The sequence below is a fragment of the Streptomyces sp. NPDC088732 genome (assembly GCF_044751205.1).
Taxonomy (GTDB): domain Bacteria; phylum Actinomycetota; class Actinomycetes; order Streptomycetales; family Streptomycetaceae; genus Actinacidiphila.
In genome coordinates this window covers 1-18,207 of record NZ_JBIVLI010000013.1, presented here as the reverse complement: position 1 = coordinate 18,207, position 18,207 = coordinate 1, and the positions used below count along the sequence as shown (strand labels likewise).

Below are 18,207 nucleotides of genomic sequence, written 5' to 3'. Positions count from 1 at the left end.
AATAGGTCGAGGATCCGCTCCCGCGCTCTACCTGTGGCCGGGCATGTTTCACCGCCGCGCTCAGGCACGCACTCCGTCGCACTCGATCCGCAGGTGGCGCGGCCCGCGCAGCACCGGGCTGGGCCGGTACGGCGGCGGGTCCTCGGCGAGGCGCGGGTTGTCCAGGCGGCGGATCATCGCGGTGAGCGCGATCTGTGTCTCCAGACGGGCCAGTGGCGCGCCGAAGCAGCTGTGGATGCCGCTGCCGAAGCCGAAGTGCTGGTTGTCGGTGCGGGCCGGGTCGAAGTGGTCGGGGTCGGCGAAGCGGCCCGGGTCCCGGTTGCCCGCGGCGAGGACGAGGATCAGCGGCGAGCCCTTGGGCACCGTGACGCCGGCGATCTCGATGTCGGTGAGCGGTGTGCGCTGCGGCAGCATGTGCACGGGCGGCTCGAAGCGCAGCAGCTCCTCCACCGCCGAGGGCATCAACTCCGGCTCCTGCCGAAGCCGTTCCATCGCCTCCGGGTAGCGCAGCAGCGTGAGCATCCCATTGGTGATGAGGTTGACGGTGGTCTCGTGTCCCGCGATGAACAGCAGCACCATGCTGCCGATCAGCTCCATCGGCGCCATCCGCCCGTCCGGGCCGTCGTCGTGGACCAGGCCGGACATCAGGTCCTCGGTGGGGCTGTCGCGGCGTTCCTCCAGCAGCCCCGCCATGTAGACGCCCATCTCCGTGATCGCCTCTTTGCGGGCCTGTTCGTCGTCCTCGCTGAAGGTGCTGCCGCGGGTGCGCACACCGGTGGAGGACACGATGCGGTCCGCCCAGGCGCGGAACCGGTGCTCGTCCTCGCGCGGGACGCCCAGCAGGCGGCAGATGACGCTGACCGGCAGCGGGTAGGCGAAGTCCTCGACGACGTCGATGCGGCCGTGCCCTTCAAGGGAGTTGATCAGTCCGTCGGTCACCCGCGCGATCTCGTCGTGCAGACCCGCGATGCGGTCAGGGGTGTGCGGCGGCCCGAAGGGGCGCATGGCCTGCCGGCGCACCCGGTCGTGGTCCGGCGGGTCCATCCGGATGAAGGACGGGGGCTGCCCCTCGGCCTGCGCGGCCTGCGGGTCGCCGGGCAGACGGTGGCTCAGGTCGGAACTGATGCGCGGGTCGTGCAGCAGCGCCTTGATCTCGCGGTACGTGCTGACCAGGTACGCGCCGTCGTCCTGGCGTACCACGGGGGTGCGGCGCAGCTCGGCGTAGAGCGGGTACGGGTCGCCGCGGTGGGCGAAGTCGTTGATCCGCTTCAGCATCGTCTCGTTGGTCATGCGCGGGCCTCCTGGACGGTCGGGGGGACGCGGACCACGCGGCGCTCGTCGGGCAGGTGCCCCGTGACCGCGACCGTGGGGCCGTGCGAGAGCTGGGACGGGTCGGGCACGTCGGCGGCCTGCACCACGACGTCCTCCGGCCGGTCGAAGGTGCCGGGGTCGGGCGGGAAGGGCGCGGCGGCCTCGATCAGCGTGCAGTAATAGTCCAGCCAGCGGCTCTGGTTGAAGGAGACCGCGGCGGTGAGGCGGCCCCGGTAGCCGTAGACGGCCACGAAGGAACGTTTTTCCATCGACCCCTGGACGATCGCGACCTCGTCGGAGAACGACGGCACCCCGACCGACTTGATGTTCACCCCGAACTGGCTGGACCAGAACGCGGGGACGGCCAGGTGCGGGCGGCGCCTGGGCCCGCAGCTGACCATGTTGTGCGCCGCCACCTCGGCCTGCGCCACCGCGTTGCCCCAGTGCTCCAGGGCCAGCAGCTGGTACTCGTAGAGCGGGTGGGGGGTGCGCGCCACATCGCCGGCCACGAACACGTCGTCGGTCACGACCCCGTTGATGTCGAACGCCCGGCAGCCCGCGTCGCTCGCCAGCCCCCGCGGCCCGGCGCCGAGGCCCGAGTCGTGCAGCCACTCGGTGTTGCGGACCGCGCCCAGCGCCACGACCGCCACGTCGCAGTCGAGGGTGGAGCCGTCCGACAGGCGCGCCGAGCGCAGCCGGCCGTCCTCGTCGCCCACCAGCTCGGTGACGGTGATCCCGCACCGCAGGTCGACGCCGTGCTCGCGCTGCAGGTCGGCGGCGACGGCGGCGATCACCCCGCCGAGCGCGCCGACCAGGGGCGCGGGGCCGCGTTCCGCGACCGTCACCTGGAGGCCGCGTTCCCGGCACACCGAGGCGATCTCCGAGCCGGTGAATCCGGCGCCGATCACCAGTACCCGGCGCGGCCCGGCGTCCAGGCGGGCCACGAGCTGCCGGGCGTCCTCCATGGTGCGCAGCGTGAACACCCCCTCCAGGGAGGCCTGCGCGGCGTCCGGCCAGGGCCTGGCGCGGACGCCCGTCGCGATCAGTACGCGGTCGTACTCCACATGGCTGCCGTCGCGCAGCAGCACCCGCCGTGCGGCCAGGTCCAGGCCGGTGGCCGGCACCCCGAGGCGCCAGTGGGCGTCCACCTCGCGCCGGGCGGGCAGCGCGGCGTGCTCGGGGGGCATGCGGCCGAGCAGCACGGCCTTGGACATCGGCGGACGGTCGTAGGGCCGTTCGGTCTCCTCGCCGATGATGGTCAGCGACCCGGTGAAGCCCTCGTCGCGCAGCACCTCGGCGGCCCGCAGCCCGGCGAGCGAGGCGCCGACGATCACGATGCGCTCGGGCGCCGTGAGCCAGTCCCCCCGCTGGTCCGCCCGCCTTTCCGTGCGCTGGTCAGTCATCGGAGCCCACCCCCGCGGCCACTCCGGCCGGACCTTCGACGAGGATCGCCTGAACGGGGCAGGCGGACGCGGCGCGGGACACCCGGTCGTACTCCTCGTCCGAGGCGCCGGCGTCGTAGAGCAGCGCCTCCTCGCCGTGGAGCTCGAACACGCCGGGCGCGAGGAACGCACACTGCGCGTACCCCTGGCACCGGTTGAGGTCGACGACAATCTTCACCGTTCCGCCTCCTCCTGCTGCGGGCCGTGGCGGGCGGGGACGGCGACGAGCGCGGTCCCCACACCACCAATAAGGCCGGGGGGCCACGCGCGCCATTCGAGCGGTGCCGCCGAAGTCCCCCTCAGCTCCGAGCCCGGGGAACCCTCCCCGGCCGTGCGCTCAGGAGGTCAGCCAGGCGTGCACGGCGCGCGCGTCGAAGGAGTGCTGTCCGCCGCGGACCAGCAGCCCCGCCGTCGCGAAGGCGGGGTCGTCCGCCTGGGACGGCAGGTACGGGACCGCGACGCACCGCATGCCCGCGCGGTGCGCCGCCTCCGCGCCCGGCGGGGCGTCCTCGACGACGACGCAGTCGGCCGGGTCGACCCCGAGGCGCGCCGCCGCCTCCAGGAAGACGTCGGGCTCCGGCTTGCCGCGCGGGACCTCCTCCGCCGACACGACGGTGGTCAGCACCGCACCCAGCCCGGTGCCGGCCAGGACCGCGGCGATCGCCTCCCGCGAGGACCCCGAGGCGACCGCCATCGGGTGCCCCTCGGAGTGCAGGAGGTCGACGAACGCGCGCATCCCGGGGAAGACATGGGTCGCCTCGCGCGCCAGCCGCAGATAGAGCCGGTTCTTCGCGTCCAGCAGTTCCTGGACGGAGGCGCTGAGCCCGTACTCGGCGCGCAGGGTCTCCAGCGTCTCGCGGGTGCCGATGCCGATGAAGCGCGCGTGCTGCTCCCAGGTGAAGTCGTCGACGCCGTGGCCGGCCAGCAGCCGGCGGCCGGCCTCGAAGTAGTTGGGCTCGCTGTCGACCAGCGTGCCGTCCAGGTCGAAGATCACCGCGGGGAGAGTCATGCCCTCCAGCATGCCAAGCCCGCGATCAGGGCGTACGAGTGGCCGCCGCCCTGCCGACCTCCTCCACCAGGGGGAGCATGCGCTGCGGCACCCGCTCCCGCAGCGCCACTTCGGTGCGGGTCCGCACGACGCCCGGCAACTGGATCAGCCGCTGGATGACGTCCTCCAGGTGCGCGGCGTCGCGTGCCACGACACGCGTCAGCAGGTCGCCGCCCCCGGTGATGGAAAAGGCCTCGATGATCTCGGGCACGGCGGCCAGCGCCTTCCCCGTGTCGTCCAGATGCCCCTGGGTCACCTCCAGGTGCACGAAAGCGAGCATGCGGTAGCCCAGGGCCTCGGGCGACAGGTGCGGCCGGTAGTCCGTGATCACCCCGTCCCGTTCCATCCGGTCCAGCCGGGCCTGCAGCGTCCCGCGCGCGATCCCCAGGATCCGCGCGCACTCGCGCACACTGGTCCGCGGCCGTTCCAGCAGCAGCACCAGGATGCGGGCGTCCAGCTCGTCGGCGGGCACGGGCCGGCTCAGAGCAGGGCGTCGAGCGTGATCGGGAGTCGGTTGAGGCGCTTTCCGGTGGCATGGTGCACGGCGTTGGCGATCGCGGCCGCGATGCCGACCAGGCCGACCTCGCCCACACCCTTGGTGCCGGTCGGGGTGCCGCGGTCCGGCTCGCCCACGAAGACCACGTCCAGGTCAGGGATGTCGGCGTTCACGGCCACCAGGTAGTCCGCGAAGGTGCCGTTGGCGATGCGCCCGGTGCGCGGGTCGGTGACGGTGTCCTCGAACAGCGCCATGCCGATACCGCCGACCGTGCCGCCGATGATCTGGCTCCTGGCCGTCTTCGCGTTCAGGATGCGGCCGCCGTCGATCGCGGACACCACCCGTGCGACCCGGACGAGGCCGAGGTCGGCGTCGACCCGGACCTCCACGAACTTCGCGCCGTAGGCGCCGGCCGGGGACATGCCGAGTTCCTCGGCGACGGGCGGGGTACTGCCCCCGGTCGCCGTGAGCTGGGGCAGGCCGTGACGGGCGAGGATGTCGACGTAGGACTCCCCGCGGTCCGGCCGGCCGGCGGGGAAGACCCGGCCGTCTCCGCACTCCACGTCGTCGGGGTTCACGCCCTTCAGGGGCGACTCGTCGTCCTCGCGCGCGAGTTCCGCGAACGAGCGCAGCAGCCGCCGGCAGGCGTCGTGCACCGCGTTGCCGAGCGCGCCGGTCAGCCCGGACCCGCCCGCCATCATCGAGTCGGGCATGTCGGAGTCGCCGAGGTCGAACCGGACCTTCTCCAGGGGCAGTCCCAGTTCCTCGGCGGACAGCTGGGCCATCACGGTGTACGTGCCGGTGCCGATGTCCGTTGCCGCGCTGCGCACAAAGGCGCTGCCGTCGCGGTGGACGGTCGCCTCGGCCATGCACGGCGTCGCGAAGTACGGGAACATCGCGCTGGCCATGCCGTAGCCGATGAGCCAGTTCCCCTCGCGCATGGAGCGCGGCTCGGGATTCCGCTCGGACCAGCCGAAGCGGCGCGCGCCTTCCTCGTAGCACTCCAGGATCGCCTTGCCGGTCCAGGGCAGCCCGTTGCGCGGGTCGACGTCGGTGTGGTTGCGCACCCGCAGTTCCACCGGGTCCATGCCCAAGGTGTACGCCAGTTCGTCGAGGGCGCATTCCAGGGCGAAGTTGCCCTGCGCCTCGGCAGGGGCGCGCATGGACGTCGGCACGGAGACGTTCATCCTGGCCTGCCGGTCCTGGGTGATCACATTGGGGCACCGGTAGGCGAAGGCGGTTCCGTGGGTGAAGGGCTCAAAGTCGTTGTCCTCCATGCTCAAGGAGGTAAGGCTGCGGTGGTCGAGGGCGGTCAGCACGCCGTCCCGCGTGGCGCCGAGGCTGAGCCACTGCACGCCGTGGGGGCGGTGCCCGACGGAGGTGAACATCTGCGGCCGCGTCAGGACCAGTTTGACCGGGCGCTTGAGCACCCGGGCGGCCATCGCGGTGAGGACGACGTGCGGCCACGCGCGCAGCCCGGCGCCGAAGCCGCCGCCGACGTAGGGCACCAGGACCCGTACCGAGCTCTCGGGAATGCCGAAGACCATGGCGAGCGTGGTGCGCACCATGGAGGGCCACTGGCTGGTGTCGTGCACGGTGAGCGTGTCGCCCTCCCACGCGGCCAGCGTGGCGAACAGCCCGAGCGGGTTGTTGGTGTTGTCCGGGGTGGTGTACGTGGCGCGCACGGTCACCTCGGCGCTCTCCAGGGCCGCGGCGGCGTCGCCGCGCGAGGTGTCCATCCCCCAGGGGTCGGTCACGTGCTCGGCACGCGGGTCCTGGAGGTCGAGCAGCGGCTCGGCCGTCTCGTAGTCGGCGCGGACCAGGCGCGCCGCCGCGGTGGCCTGCTCCGGGGTCTCGGCCACCACGAAGGCGATGTGCTGGCCCTGGTGGATGATCCGGTCGTTGCGCAGCGGCGCGGCCGGGGAGGGGCCGAGCGCCGTCACCGGTCCCGTCCCGACCTCGGGGGCGTTCTCGTGCGTGAGCACGCTGATCACGCCGGGGGCGGTCTCGGCCGCCTCGGTGTGCATGCGGACGATCCGCCCCGCGGCGATCGTGCTCTGCACCAGGGCGCCGTAGACCTGCCCCGGGACGCTGAAGTCCATCGGGTAGGGAGCGGTGCCGGTGACCTTGCGCGGACCGTCGACCCGGTTGATGCCCGTACCGACCAGGGGCCTGCTTTCGACGGTGCTCATGCCGACACTCCTGACACTGTCTGCAGTTCGCGCACAAGGGTGCGCCGGGCGAGCGGCACCTTGAACGCCGTGCCCGGGAGGGTCCACGCGTCGCCCATCGTCGCCTGGGCCGCGTCCATGAACGCGGCCGTCGTGGCGGGCGCGCCGGTCAGCACGTGCTCGGCCTCGTAGGCCCGCCAGGGCTTCGACCCCACTCCGCCGAGCCCGACGCGGGCCTGGCGGATCGTTCCGCCGTCGAGGACGAGCAGCACCGCGGCAGAGGTGAGGGCGAACTCGTACGACATCCGGTCGCGCACCTTGAGGTAGCCCGACAAGGCGGCCGGCGGCGGCAGCGGGATCTCGACCTCGGTGATCAGTTCGGCGTGCTCCAGCACGTTCTCGCGCTCGGGGCTCTCGTCGGCGGTGAAGTAGAACTCCGTCAGCGGCACACTGCGGCGGCCCGACGGCCCCTGGATGTGCACGACGGCGTCGAGCGCCACCAGGGCGACGGCGAGGTCCGAGGCGTGCAGCGCCACGCACCGCTCGCTCACCCCGAGCACGGCGTGCATGCGTGCCGCGCCCAGGACTGCCGCGCAACCCGAGCCCGGAGAGCGCTTGTTGCACTCGAAGACACCGGGATCGCGGAAGTAGCGGCAGCGTGTGCGCTGCAGCAGGTTGCCGCCGATGGTGGCCATGTTCCGCAACTGGACCGACGCGCCGAGCAGCAGCGCCTCGCGCACCACGGGCAGTCGTTCGGCCACCGTGGCGTCGGCGGCCAGCTCCTCCATGGTGGCCAGCGCCCCCACGTGCAGGGTCTCGCCGCGGCGCTCGATGCCGTGCAGCGGGAGCCGCGTGATGTCGATCAGCCGCGGCGGCTCCAGCACCCCGTCCTTCATCAGGTCGAGCTGTGTCGTGCCGCCCGCCAGGCAGGACGCCTCCGGGTCGTCCGCCAGCATCCGCACCGCTTCCTGGGTGGCCGTGGCCCGCACGTACTCAAAGATGCGCATCGCGACCTCCCTCGGACGCCGCCTCGCGTATCGCGGCGACGATGTTCGGATAGGCGCCGCAGCGGCACAGGTTGCCGCTCATGAACTCCCGGATCTCCTCGTCGGAGCCGGCCCGGCCCTCCGCCGTCAGCGCCACGGCGGACATGATCTGCCCGGGGGTGCAGAAGCCGCACTGGAAGCCGTCGTGCTCCATGAAAGCCCGCTGCACCGGATGCGCCCCCTCGCTGCCGGACAGGCCCTCGACGGTGGTGACGGCCCGGCCCTCCGCCTGGGCGGCCAGGGTCAGGCAGGCCAGCACCCTGTGGCCGTCCAGGTGCACCGTGCACGCACCGCAGGCGCCCTGGTCGCAGCCCTTCTTCGTGCCGACCAGCCCCAACCGGTCCCGCAGGGCGTCCAGCAGCGTCACCCGGGTGTCCAGGCGCAGGGTGTACGACCGGCCGTTCACGTCGAGCGTCACGACCCGCTCGATGATCGCGGGACGGTCGTCCACGTCCCGCTCGCTCGCCACGTCCCTCATCGCGTCCTCCTCCGGACGGGCCGGATACGACTGGAGCCCCTTCCGGGGCGGATCCGGTGCGTTGGTTCGTCAGGAGCCGTGAAAGGCGGGAACCAACCGTTAGGTGTCGGTATGCCCGCCTTTGGCACCAATATACGCCGTATGGGTGGTCCGGCATGGGCCACTGGTCCGGCGCCGGGACGACGGGCGTCCCGGGCGGCTGTGCCAATGGCCCAGGACATCGGGCGCCGGTTGAGCCAGGGGCCCGGGTGATGCTTGTCTGGAGCGGACGATGGCGTTGCGGGAGGCCGGTGTCCTGGTCCCCGCAGCGCCTTCGCCATGCACGGCACGGCACAGCACGGACAGAGCAGGGGGCGGGACGGCATCCGTGGTCAGGCACATCTTCCACGCACCGGACCCGGGGCGGGCCCGGCTGCGCGCCGCCACCCGCGCCGTCCTCGGCATCGGCGCCGGCGTCGCCTCGGTCGCCGCGGTGGGGCTGCCGCTGCCCGCCGTCGTCGCGGGCGGCCTCGCGGCGCTGCTCGCGCTGTTCGTCGTGGCGGACCCGGGACCGGCCCGCCAGGCCGTGACGACCGCGCTCCTGCCGGTCGTCGGCTTCCCGGTGCTGGCACTGGCCGTCTGCCTGCACGCCGCCCCCGGCGCCCGGGACGCGGCCTTCCTGGCCGTGGTCTTCGCCGGCGTCTACGCGCGCCGCTGGGGGCCGCGCGGCCACGCCCTGGGCGTCTTCGCCTTCATGATGTTCTTCGCCGCCCAGTTCCTGCGCGCCGGTCCCGGGCTGCTGCCGCAGCTCTGCGCGGCCGTGGGGCTCGGACTGGGCTGCGCCGCCGCCGTCCGCTTCGGCGTGTGGTGCTACGAGCGCGGCACCGCCCCCGCCCCGGTGCCCGTCCTGCCGCAGGAGCGCGGGCTGCGCCGTGCGACAACCCGGCAGGCCTTCCAGGCGCTGCTCGCCGCGGCGATCGCCGTGGCGGCCGGTCAGGCGCTGTCGCAGGACCGCTGGTACTGGGCGGTCGGCACCGCCTGGTGGATCTTCGTGAACACGGCGTCGCGCGGCGAGACGCTGGTCCGCGGCTTCCGCCGGGTGCTCGGCACCGTCGCGGGCATCGCAGGAGGCCTGGCGGTCGCGCTGCCCCTGCACGGGGCGCCCGCGCCGACCGCCGCGCTGGTCGCCGTGTGCGTCTTCGGGATCTTCTGGAGCGCCCCGGTCTCGTACAGCTGGATGATGTTCTTCGTCACCGTCATGGCGGGGCTGCTCTACGGACTGTTCGGCATCCTCCGTCCGGGGCTGCTCGCGCTCCGGCTGGGGGAGACCGCCGTCGGCGCGCTGGCCGCGGCCGTGGCGGTCCTGGCGGTGCTGCCCGTGACGACGCACGCGGCCACGGACGCGTGGATCCGGCGCGCGCTGCACGCCGTGCGCGACGTCACCGGCGAGGCCGCACGGCACCTGGCGGGCGGGTCGGCCTCCGGGGATCTCGCCCGTCACGTTGCCGAACTGGACGCGCTGCTCGTGCGGGTGCGGCTGTCCGTGGCACCGCTGGTGCACCCCCTGAGCCCCCTGCGGGCCCGCAAGGCGCGCGCCCGGGCCGTCCTCGCCCTCCTGGACGAGTGCGCCCGCCAGGCCGCCGGTCTCGCCGAGGCCGCCGCCGACCCGCGGGCCTGCCACGACGAACGCCTCACCGCCGCCTGCCGGCGCGTGGAGACCGCCCTGCGGCGGCTCCTGGCACCGCCGGCGCCCGAGCCCCCGCCCCCGGCCGTCTCCGGCGCCCGCGGCGGCCACCCGCACGCCGAGCGCGCCCTCGCCCATCTCCACGGCCTCGAAGCCGCCCTGACCGGTCTGGCCGTCCCGCTGGGCACCGGGCCGCGCACCACCGTCCCGGTCTGACCCGTCAGCCGCAGCCGCATCGACACGCACTGCTGTCGAAGCGTGACGCAAAGCAATCACCGGCGGCACGGCGCATAGACACCCGGCGCGGTTTTGGGTCGTATTCACCCCTGGAAGACCGGATGGATCGTTCCTTCCGCGCAGTAGACCGGTTCCATCTCGCGTCCGACACGCGGGCCGTCACGGGACACGGCCCGCGCGGAACCGTCTTGGGGGTACGTGGCGTGCTGAGGTTTCTGCGCCGTGCAGGAGGAACGAATCAGCGGACGTCGGCGGGGGCAGGCCGCGCCCCCGCCGACGTCCAGCACATACGGATGGAGGATCCGGAACCGGTGACGAGGTGCCCGGCCGGGCACCCCGCGCCGCAGGAGGAGCCGGCGGCGGGGGAGCGGCCGGCGGACGGCCGCGACCAGGCCGGCGACGCGGACCGGGAACCCGGCATACGGGCCCTGGCGGCGGACTTCGTGCGGCAGTTCCACACGGAGTTCCCCGCCGCGGGCGACCCGGGGCGCCGACTGGCCGCGGTCCTCGCCGAGATCGAGGCGACGGGCACGTACCGGCACACGCGCGAGGAACTCGTCTTTGGAGCCCGCGTCGCCTGGCGGAACAACACCCGCTGCATCGGCCGGCTGTACTGGAACTCCCTTCAGGTGCGCGACCGCCGGCACATCACCACCGCCGAGGGCGTCGCGCTGGAGTCCGTGGCCCATCTGCGGGCCGCCACCAACGAGGGCCGGATCCGCCCGGTCATCACCGTCTTCGCCCCGGACACCCCGGAGCGGCAGGGCCCGCGGATATGGAACGAGCAGCTGATCCGCTACGCGGGCCACCGCGCGCCGGACGGCACCGTGGTCGGCGACCCGGTCAACACCGGTATCACCGAGGCGGCCGTGCGCCTCGGCTGGTCGGGCGGTGCCGGTACGCCCTTCGACGTACTGCCGCTCATCGTCCAGGGGGCGGGCGGCGGGCAGCCGCGCTGCTTCCGGTTGCCCGACGAGGCCGTGCTCGAGGTCCCGATCGTGCACCCGGAGTTCGACTGGCTCGCGGAGTGGGGCCTGCGCTGGCACGCCGTCCCGGCGATCTCCTGCATGTGCCTGGAGATCGGCGGGGTCTGCTACCCCGCCGCCCCCTTCAACGGGTGGTACATGGGCACCGAGATCGGCGCCCGCAACTTCGCCGACACCGACCGCTACGACCTCCTCCCGCGCGTCGCCGAGGCACTCGGCCTGGACACGGCCAAGGACCGGACGCTCTGGCGCGACCGCGCCCTGGTCGAGCTCAACCGGGCCGTGCTGCACTCCTTCGACCAGGTGGGCGCCACCGTCACCGACCACCACACCGAGTCCCGCCGCTTCCTCGCCCACATCGACCGCGAGGAGCGCAGGGGCCGTACCGTGCCCGCCGACTGGTCGTGGATCGTGCCGCCCATGTCGGGCTCCGCGACCGGGGTGTTCCACCGCTACTACGAGACCGGGGAGCGGACCCCGGCGTACGTGCACCATCCGCAGGCGCTCGCCCTCGCCCGCGGCGAAACGATGGTGTGACGGGGGCAGCGGGAGCGGATTCCGGCCACTGCGTTACTCTCAGCCGCCGTACGTACAACCAGTGGAAGAGGTACGGCAGTGGCCGGGCACGTTTACATCGGGTCGTTCACCTCGGCGGGCGGCAAAGGGCTGACCACCGCGGCCGTCGACCCCGACTCGGGGGCGCTGACGGCGCTGCACGCCGACGCCGCGGTGGACGACCCGTCCTTCCTCGTCCTCTCGGAGGACCGCACGCGCCTCTACGCGGTGTCGGAGCAGCAGGAGAACGGCGGCGCCGCCGCGTTCTCGCTGAGCGACCCCGCGCGCCCCGAACTCCTCGGCGCGGTCGTGCCGGTGGGAGGCGGCTCCCCGACCCACCTGTGCCTGCACCAGGGACACCTGCTGACCGCCAACTACGGCACCGGCACCATCAGCGTGCTGCCCGTCGACGGCGAGGGGAAGCCGGGCGCCACCCGGCACGTGATGGAGCACGAGGGCGACGGCCCCGACCCGGACCGGCAGACCGGCCCGCACGCCCACATGGTGCTGCCGGACCCGGCGGGCCGCTGGGTGCTCACCGTGGACCTCGGCACCGACTCGGTGCGTGTGTGCGAACTCGACGCCGCCACCGGCGAGCTGGAGATCGAGCGGGAGATGGGCCTGCGGTCCGGCAGCGGCCCGCGCCACCTGACGTTCCACCCGCGCGGCGACCGCGCGTACATCATGAACGAGCTGGCCTCGGTCGTCACCGTCTGCCACTGGGACGCCGAAGTGGGACGGCTGAAGCCGGTCGCCGAGGTGTCCGTGCTGCCCGAGGGCGCCACGGGCCCCAACTACCCGTCCGAGCTGGTCGTCTCGCCCGACGGGCGGTTCGCCTGGGTCGCCAACCGGGGCCACAACAGCATCGCCGTGCTCTCCGTCGACGCCGACGGCGACACGCTCGAACTGCTGGAGACCGTGGACTGCGGCGGCGACTGGCCCCGCCACCTGACCCTCGACCCGTCGGGCACCAGGCTGTACGCCGCCAACGAGCGCTCCGGCGACGTCAGCTGGTTCGACGTGGACCCCGCGACCGGCACGCCCGAGCTCGCCGGCTCGCTGACCGTTCCGGCCGCCTCCTGCGTCGTGTTCGGCTGACGTCCGGGCCCACCGCACCACGAACAACGGCGTGGTGGGGGGGGCCCCCGGGGGGGGGGGGGGGGGCCCCCCCCCCCCGGGGGGGGGGGGGGGGGGGGGGGGGGGGGGGGGCCCCCCCCACCACGCCGTCGTCGTACGGGCGGGCGGCCCGTCAGGGCATGGGCGCACCCTCCGGCGACTGGGGGATGCCCAGGGCCGTCGTGTACTTGGCCACCACGAGCTTGCCGATCGCCGGGTAGGGGCCGAGGGCGTCGGCGGCCGAGCAGCCGGCCTCCTTGCCCGCGTCGTGCAGCACCTCGGGGGCGACCTCCGGGCCGACCACGTACGGGGCCAGGGCCAGCGTCAGCGAACCGGAGGAACGCAGCTGGTCGGCGGCCTCGGCGATGGAGCCCTCGATGTCCAGCGCGGCGGGCAGCACCGGCACGGCGAGCCGCGCGGCCAGCAGCAGACCGGTCACGCCGGCCGCCTGGACCGCCTCCTCGCCGCCCACGGTGGCCAGGATGATGCCGTCGGCCGCCGTGGCGACCGTGAACAGCCGGGCGCGGTCGGCACGCGCCAGACCGGCCTCCGACAGCCGCACGTGCAGCGCCTCGGCGAGCAGCGGGTGCGGACCCAGCACATCGGTGACCTCGGCCGCGGAGCGGCTGTCCATCACGGCCTGCCGCAACCGGCGCATGACCGACGCCTCGGGCCCGGCCAGCAGCGGCACCACGATCGCCGCGGGGGACTCCTCGCCGCGCTCGGCGGCCGCCTGGGTCAGCACGGACTCCAGCGAGGGGTACTCGTCGCCGTCACCGTCGACATAGCCGACGCGGGGGTCGAGACCGGCCAGCTCGATACGCGCGATGCTGACGATCTCCTCCGCCAGGCTGCGTATCGCGGGGGAAGGCGTACCGGGCACGGCAAGGACCAGCGCGGGCGCGCCCTCGGGCGTGGTCAGCGTTTCCGGTCGCCGGTGGCGCCCGGGCTGGCGGGGGCGCGGCATTCGAACGGGCAGGCCGGGTGCGGGGCCTTCGGCAGTGCTCATGGCGAGGCATGCTAGTGCCTTTGCGCGCGCTGTTGTTCGGGCGGGTCCTTCCCAGGGGTTACCTGTCCGGTTCTGTCCGGATACGGTGCCGGGTCCGGCAGGGCCCGGCACCGTGTCGCGGGGGCCGGTCAGCCCAGTCCGCGCGAGTCCTGCTTCAGGGCCGTGTCGACGGTGAGCGCCGAGGCGACGACCATGCTGAGCAGCGGATCCGCCAGCGGACGGTGGATCTGCAGCACGTAGTTGTCGGCCGTGGTGAACATCGTCTTCGCCAGGCCCTCCCACGTCTTGGTGATACGGGCCACCTCGGTGCCGGCGTGGTCGACGATCGCGAAGTTCCAGGCCCGCCAGTTCTCCGCCTTGATGGCGCCGATCTTCTGGCCGTTCACCTCGAACGCGAAGTTGATCTTGCCGATCGCGTTCTGCTGGACGATCTCACCGAGCGTCGTGCCGTCCGGGCGCTGTACGACGACCTTCGACTTGATGAACTTCGCGGGACGGGTGAGCAGCAGCTGCGGCTGCCCGTGCGCATCGCGGACCTCCAGGCGGACCGACAGGAACTGGTCGACGCTGGAGACGAAGCGCAGCACCTTGCGGGCGGTGCTCTGGCCGACCTGGATCACCGAGCCCAGTTGGGCGCCGTTCTGGTCGAACACGCTGTACTCGTTGTTCAGCTCGATGAGCTTGGCCTTCTGGTTGACCACGAGGACCGGCTCGCTGAACAGCGTGCCGCCGCCCTGCGCCCCGGGGGCGAGGCCCGCCTGCTGCTGCACCTGCCGCTGGATGCGCGAGGGGTCGTGGCCGCCGTCCACGCCCAGCTCCCAGGGGTTCTCCTTGGTGGGGGCCGGGGGCTGCTGGCCCGCGTGGGTGTGCTCCGTCCACTGGGACCCGTCCCAGTAGCGCAGCAGATTCTGAGTGCCGTGCGGGTCCGCGTACCAGCCCGCCGGGGTGTTCGATTGCGTCGTCACCCGGGCAGGGTAACGGCTGCCACCGACACCGCCGTTGCCGGTGCGCCGCACCGGGCCGCTCGCGGCCGGGCGGCGCGGGCACACTGGGCGGATGTTCGCCGAATCGCTGGTGCCGGTGTCGGACGACCCGGTCGTGGAACTGTTCGTGGCGCAGAGCGCCCGCTGCGCCGAGCGGCCGTTGCTGGTGGTCCACGGAGGCCCCGACTGGGACCACAGCTACCTGCGGGAACCCCTCGCCCGGCTCGCCGGTCACCGCCGGATCGTCCTGCCGGACCTGCGCGGCTGCGGGCGTTCCACCCGCGGACTGGCGGACGGCGCGTACACCCCCGCGGTGGCCACCACCGACCTCGTGCGTCTTCTGGACGCGCTGGGGATCGAGCGGGCGGACGTCCTCGGCTTCTCGTACGGAGGGCTGATCGCCCAGCGGCTCGCACTGGCCGCGCCGGAACGCGTCCGACGCCTGGTGGTCGCGTCCAGCAGCGTCCTGCCCGTGCCCGAGGACGCGTTCGACGGCTGGCGCGAACGCACCGAGCGCATGGCGGCCGAGGCAGAGGTGTGGTCCGACCCGTCGCTGTCGGGTCCTGAACTCACCCGGGCAGCGGCTCTGGCCGCCGCGCCGGCGAACGTCTGGCGCCCGGACGCCCTGCCCGGCTACCTCGACGTCCTCGCGGGCGTCCGGTTCTCCGGGGAGTGGATGCGGCCCTGGCAGGCCGGCACGCTGCCCGGCCCCCGCCTTCCGGACGCGCCCCGGCGCCTCGCGGACTCCGGCATTCCGCTCCTCCTGCTGCACGGGCGGCAGGACATGACCTTCCCCGTCGGTCTCGTGGCGCCCACGCTCGAACTGATCCCGGGCGCACGGGCCTCGGTCGTCGAGGAAGCGGGCCACATGGCCCACATCGACCAACCCCGCGCCTGGCTGGAGGCCTTGGAGGCGTTTCTCTCCGGTCCCTCCGCGGACTGAGAGGCGCCGAGCGGCGCGGGGTGACCGGGATCCTGACGGTGCGAAACCCGTGGGCCGTACACACAAGGCCACAGCCAGGGTTCATTGCTTGATGGTGAAGACGTCATGTGCGCTCTTCACAGGATCTCTCTAATCGGATCCGCACCCATGATCGAAACGGGTGCGGCGGAGGCGTGCCTCCGTGTCCCTTCCGATCCGAGGTTTCCATGAAATTGATGGTCGTGAACCATCGGCGGGCAAGGCCACTGCTCGTGGTGCTCGCCACGGCGACCGCGCTGGCGGCCGCACCTGCCGTGGCGTACGCGGACAGCAGCCGGCCCGCGCCCGTCACCGGCGGCATCCCCCTGGTCAACACCTCAGAGAAGATCGGCCCGGGCATCGGCCTCCAGCACGTCAAGGCCGTCGACCAGAAGGGCTGGTACGACGCCCAGTTCCTCACCGTCGACCTGTCCAACAGCTCGGTCGGCACGGACCTGCTGAGCTCCGGACCGGTCGCGTCCGGCGGGCCGCTCAGCGACGCCGTCAACAAGGCGGGTGCCGTCGCGGGCGTGAACGGCGACTTCTTCGACATCGGCAACTCCAACGCGGCGCTCGGCGGCGAGGTCCAGAACGGGCAGCTCGTCAAGACCGCCGACATCTCCGGCGGCCGCAAGCACGTCGGCGTCAGCAAGGACGGCATCGCCCAGCTCGTGGACCTCACGGTCAACACGACGGCGAAGTTCGCGGACGCGGACCACAAGGTCCTGTCGATCAACGCCGCGAACGGCGGCGGCATCCCTGCCGACGGCATGGTCGCGTTCACGCCCGCGTGGGGCACCTACAGCCGCAACAACGGCCTGACGGGCGTGGCGAACGACCAGATCGCCGAGGCCCTGGTCACCAACGGCTCGGTCGTGTCGGTCACCCCGAGCGGTCCGGCCGGTTCCGGGGCGATCCCGGACGGCAGCTTCGTGCTCGTCGGCCGCGGCGCCGCGGCGACCGCGATCCGCGCGCTCCAGCCCGGCGACCCGGCGACCCTCAGCTACGCGCTCGCCGACAACGCCGCAAAGACCATGCAGTTCGCGATCGGCCACGGCGGCACCATCGTCGCCGGCGGCCAGGTCGTCAAGGGCCTCGACACCTCGATTGCCCCGCGCACCGCGCTCGGTTTCAAGGACGGCGGCAAGACCCTCGTCCTCGCCACCTGGGACGGCCCGGGCGGCACCGGCAAGGGCGGCGTCGGCATCGACAAGGAAGCGCGCGACCTCGCCGCGATGGGCGTGGAGACGGCGGTCAACCTCGACGGCGGCGGCTCGTCCACCATGGTCGCCCGCGGTCTCGGCGACGACTCCGCGACCGTCCGCAACGTCCCGTCCGACGGCCACGAGCGCAACGACCCCAATGGTGTCGGCGTGTTCGTGACGAAGGGCGACGGCAAGCTGCGCCAGCTGCTCGTCAAGCCCGCGCCCGGCCAGACCGCGGCCGACGGTGAGGTGAAGGTCTTCCCCGGCCTGCACCGCACGCTCACCGCGGTCGGCGTCGACAACCACCAGACGCCGGTGACGGTCGACCCGTCGTCCGTGCAGTGGTCGGCACGTGAGGCGTCCGTCGACGGCGCCACTCTCACCGCGCCCCAGGCGCACGGCCCGGTCACCGTTGACGCGAAGTCGGGCAGTGTGACGGGGCACGGGACGGTCTCCGTCCTCGGCCCGCTGGCGAGCGTGGAGCCCTCCTCGCAGCTGCTGTCGATCGCCTCCGCCACTCCCAGCGACGCGACGTCCGTCTCCGTGACGGGTCGTGACGTGGAGGGCTACACGGCCCCGATCGCCCCGCAGGACCTCTCGCTCGACTACGACCACGATGTCGTGGACATCAAGGCCGTGGACGGCAAGCTGCGGATCACTCCGCTGGCCAACGCCAGCACGATCCTGAAGATCTCGGTCGCCGGCCAGACGGCGCAGCTGCCGATCACGATCGGTGTGCAGACGAAGACGGTCTACGACTTCGACGACGACGTGCTGGCCCGCTGGCGCAACAACAGCACCGCGGCCACGACGTTCTCGAAGGCCCCCGAGGGTCTGCGGATCGACTTCAACGCCATGCGCAACGTGGGCATCAGCACCACGACGCGCGTCGCCGTGCCGGGTCAGCCGCTGCGTCTGCGGGTGCGGATCAAGTCCAGCATCAGCGTGCCGAGCGGTCTGACCTACGTCGCGTACACGGACTCGTCGGGCAAGAGCGTCGGTGTCTACGGCACGGGTCTGACCGCGAGTGACAACTGGCAGTACGCGAACTTCGATGTTCCGGCCGGTACGAAGTTCCCGATCTCCATCTCGAGCTTCCAGGGCATCAACACCAGCGTGGCGCAGCAGAAGGCGGGCTCGTTCGTCCTGGACCGGATCGAGGCGGACGTCCCGACCTCGATGGATCTGCCGGCGCAGCCGGACCTGAAGCCGGACCCGCTGGTCTCGGACGACGGTTCGCTCCTCAAGGGCAGCAGCACCTGGCAGTTCGCGACCCTGTCCGATGTGCAGTTCACCGCCGACAGCCCGGCGCTGACGCAGGTGGCCACCGCCGCGATCCACAAGATCCGCGCGACCCACCCGGACCTGCTGGTCCTCAACGGCGACATCACCGACCGCGGTCTGGCGCAGGACCTCAAGCTGGCCCACCAGGTCCTCACCGACGCCGGCTGCGACCTGATCCCGGTCGGCCAGGAGCCCGCCGCGGACAGCACCCCGGAC

General features: G+C 72.9%; 15 protein-coding genes. 5 read left to right on the top strand and 10 right to left on the bottom strand.

Annotated elements, in window-relative coordinates; all coding sequences use genetic code 11:
• Positions 1-60: 60 nt before the first annotated feature.
• From ACIP9H_RS22150 to ACIP9H_RS22115, 8 genes are all read right to left on the bottom strand, one after another.
• On the bottom strand, positions 61-1,290 hold the full coding sequence (locus tag ACIP9H_RS22150; protein WP_401590185.1) for a cytochrome P450: 1,230 nt from the start codon (positions 1,288-1,290) through the stop codon (positions 61-63).
• A complete protein-coding gene (locus ACIP9H_RS22145; RefSeq protein ID WP_401590183.1) occupies positions 1,287-2,714 on the bottom strand; it encodes an NAD(P)/FAD-dependent oxidoreductase in 1,428 nt (475 codons plus the stop codon). Before ACIP9H_RS22145 ends, ACIP9H_RS22150 begins: the two co-directional genes overlap by 4 nt.
• Positions 2,707-2,931, bottom strand: a complete 225-nt coding sequence (locus ACIP9H_RS22140) for a ferredoxin (protein WP_401590180.1) — start codon at positions 2,929-2,931, stop codon at positions 2,707-2,709. Before ACIP9H_RS22140 ends, ACIP9H_RS22145 begins: the two co-directional genes overlap by 8 nt.
• Before the next feature lie 159 nt (positions 2,932-3,090).
• Positions 3,091-3,762: an HAD family hydrolase gene (locus ACIP9H_RS22135; RefSeq protein ID WP_401590177.1), complete on the bottom strand. Its 672-nt coding sequence runs from the start codon at positions 3,760-3,762 to the stop codon at positions 3,091-3,093.
• A gap of 25 nt (positions 3,763-3,787) precedes the next feature.
• Complete coding sequence (locus tag ACIP9H_RS22130) at positions 3,788-4,273, bottom strand: Lrp/AsnC family transcriptional regulator (protein ID WP_401590174.1); 486 nt, start codon at positions 4,271-4,273, stop codon at positions 3,788-3,790.
• A gap of 8 nt (positions 4,274-4,281) precedes the next feature.
• Complete coding sequence (locus ACIP9H_RS22125) at positions 4,282-6,489, bottom strand: xanthine dehydrogenase family protein molybdopterin-binding subunit (protein ID WP_401590171.1); 2,208 nt, start codon at positions 6,487-6,489, stop codon at positions 4,282-4,284.
• Positions 6,486-7,475 (bottom strand): FAD binding domain-containing protein, encoded by a 990-nt coding sequence (locus tag ACIP9H_RS22120; RefSeq protein ID WP_401590168.1) that lies wholly within the window; start codon positions 7,473-7,475, stop codon positions 6,486-6,488. Before ACIP9H_RS22120 ends, ACIP9H_RS22125 begins: the two co-directional genes overlap by 4 nt.
• Entirely contained in the window at positions 7,462-7,992 is a 531-nt protein-coding gene (locus ACIP9H_RS22115) for a (2Fe-2S)-binding protein (RefSeq protein ID WP_401590166.1), read from the bottom strand. Before ACIP9H_RS22115 ends, ACIP9H_RS22120 begins: the two co-directional genes overlap by 14 nt.
• Positions 7,993-8,359: 367 nt before the next feature.
• Between ACIP9H_RS22115 and ACIP9H_RS22110 the strand changes: the two genes are divergently transcribed.
• From ACIP9H_RS22110 to ACIP9H_RS22100, 3 genes are all read left to right on the top strand, one after another.
• Positions 8,360-9,871 carry an FUSC family protein gene (locus tag ACIP9H_RS22110; protein ID WP_401590163.1) on the top strand — a complete coding sequence of 504 codons (1,512 nt, stop codon included), beginning with the start codon at positions 8,360-8,362 and terminating at the stop codon, positions 9,869-9,871.
• 314 nt (positions 9,872-10,185) lie between these two features.
• A complete protein-coding gene (locus tag ACIP9H_RS22105; protein ID WP_401590160.1) occupies positions 10,186-11,415 on the top strand; it encodes a nitric oxide synthase oxygenase in 1,230 nt (409 codons plus the stop codon).
• A gap of 78 nt (positions 11,416-11,493) precedes the next feature.
• Entirely contained in the window at positions 11,494-12,531 is a 1,038-nt protein-coding gene (locus tag ACIP9H_RS22100; RefSeq protein WP_401590157.1) for a lactonase family protein, read from the top strand.
• 151 nt (positions 12,532-12,682) lie between these two features.
• Here the strand turns inward: ACIP9H_RS22100 and ACIP9H_RS22095 are convergent, their stop codons facing one another.
• Together ACIP9H_RS22095 and ACIP9H_RS22090 are read right to left on the bottom strand one after the other, a co-directional pair.
• Positions 12,683-13,558 (bottom strand): sirohydrochlorin chelatase, encoded by an 876-nt coding sequence (locus tag ACIP9H_RS22095; protein WP_401586495.1) that lies wholly within the window; start codon positions 13,556-13,558, stop codon positions 12,683-12,685.
• Positions 13,559-13,686: 128 nt separating this feature from the next.
• On the bottom strand, positions 13,687-14,523 hold the full coding sequence (locus ACIP9H_RS22090) for a phospholipid scramblase-related protein (protein ID WP_401960296.1): 837 nt from the start codon (positions 14,521-14,523) through the stop codon (positions 13,687-13,689).
• A gap of 91 nt (positions 14,524-14,614) precedes the next feature.
• Here ACIP9H_RS22090 and ACIP9H_RS22085 point away from each other — a divergent pair, with 91 nt between their 5' ends.
• Together ACIP9H_RS22085 and ACIP9H_RS22080 are read left to right on the top strand one after the other, a co-directional pair.
• Positions 14,615-15,484, top strand: coding sequence for an alpha/beta fold hydrolase (locus ACIP9H_RS22085; RefSeq protein ID WP_401960293.1), 870 nt, complete (start codon positions 14,615-14,617; stop codon positions 15,482-15,484).
• A 215-nt stretch (positions 15,485-15,699) separates the two neighbouring features.
• Positions 15,700-18,207: phosphodiester glycosidase family protein (locus tag ACIP9H_RS22080; RefSeq protein ID WP_401960291.1), on the top strand; the 2,508-nt coding region annotated here is incomplete at its 3' end.

Bases quoted from the DNA above. Each gene is read 5' to 3' on its own strand.
- ACIP9H_RS22095 (WP_401586495.1), bottom strand. From the start codon at position 13,558: ATGAGCACTGCCGAAGGCCCCGCACCCGGCCTGCCCGTTCGAATGCCG.
- ACIP9H_RS22135 (WP_401590177.1), bottom strand. From the start codon at position 3,762: ATGACTCTCCCCGCGGTGATCTTCGACCTGGACGGCACGCTGGTCGAC.
- ACIP9H_RS22085 (WP_401960293.1), top strand. From the start codon at position 14,615: ATGTTCGCCGAATCGCTGGTGCCGGTGTCGGACGACCCGGTCGTGGAA.
- ACIP9H_RS22150 (WP_401590185.1), bottom strand. From the start codon at position 1,290: ATGACCAACGAGACGATGCTGAAGCGGATCAACGACTTCGCCCACCGC.
- ACIP9H_RS22145 (WP_401590183.1), bottom strand. From the start codon at position 2,714: ATGACTGACCAGCGCACGGAAAGGCGGGCGGACCAGCGGGGGGACTGG.
- ACIP9H_RS22105 (WP_401590160.1), top strand. From the start codon at position 10,186: ATGGAGGATCCGGAACCGGTGACGAGGTGCCCGGCCGGGCACCCCGCG.
- ACIP9H_RS22125 (WP_401590171.1), bottom strand. From the start codon at position 6,489: ATGAGCACCGTCGAAAGCAGGCCCCTGGTCGGTACGGGCATCAACCGG.
- ACIP9H_RS22120 (WP_401590168.1), bottom strand. From the start codon at position 7,475: ATGCGCATCTTTGAGTACGTGCGGGCCACGGCCACCCAGGAAGCGGTG.
- ACIP9H_RS22115 (WP_401590166.1), bottom strand. From the start codon at position 7,992: ATGAGGGACGTGGCGAGCGAGCGGGACGTGGACGACCGTCCCGCGATC.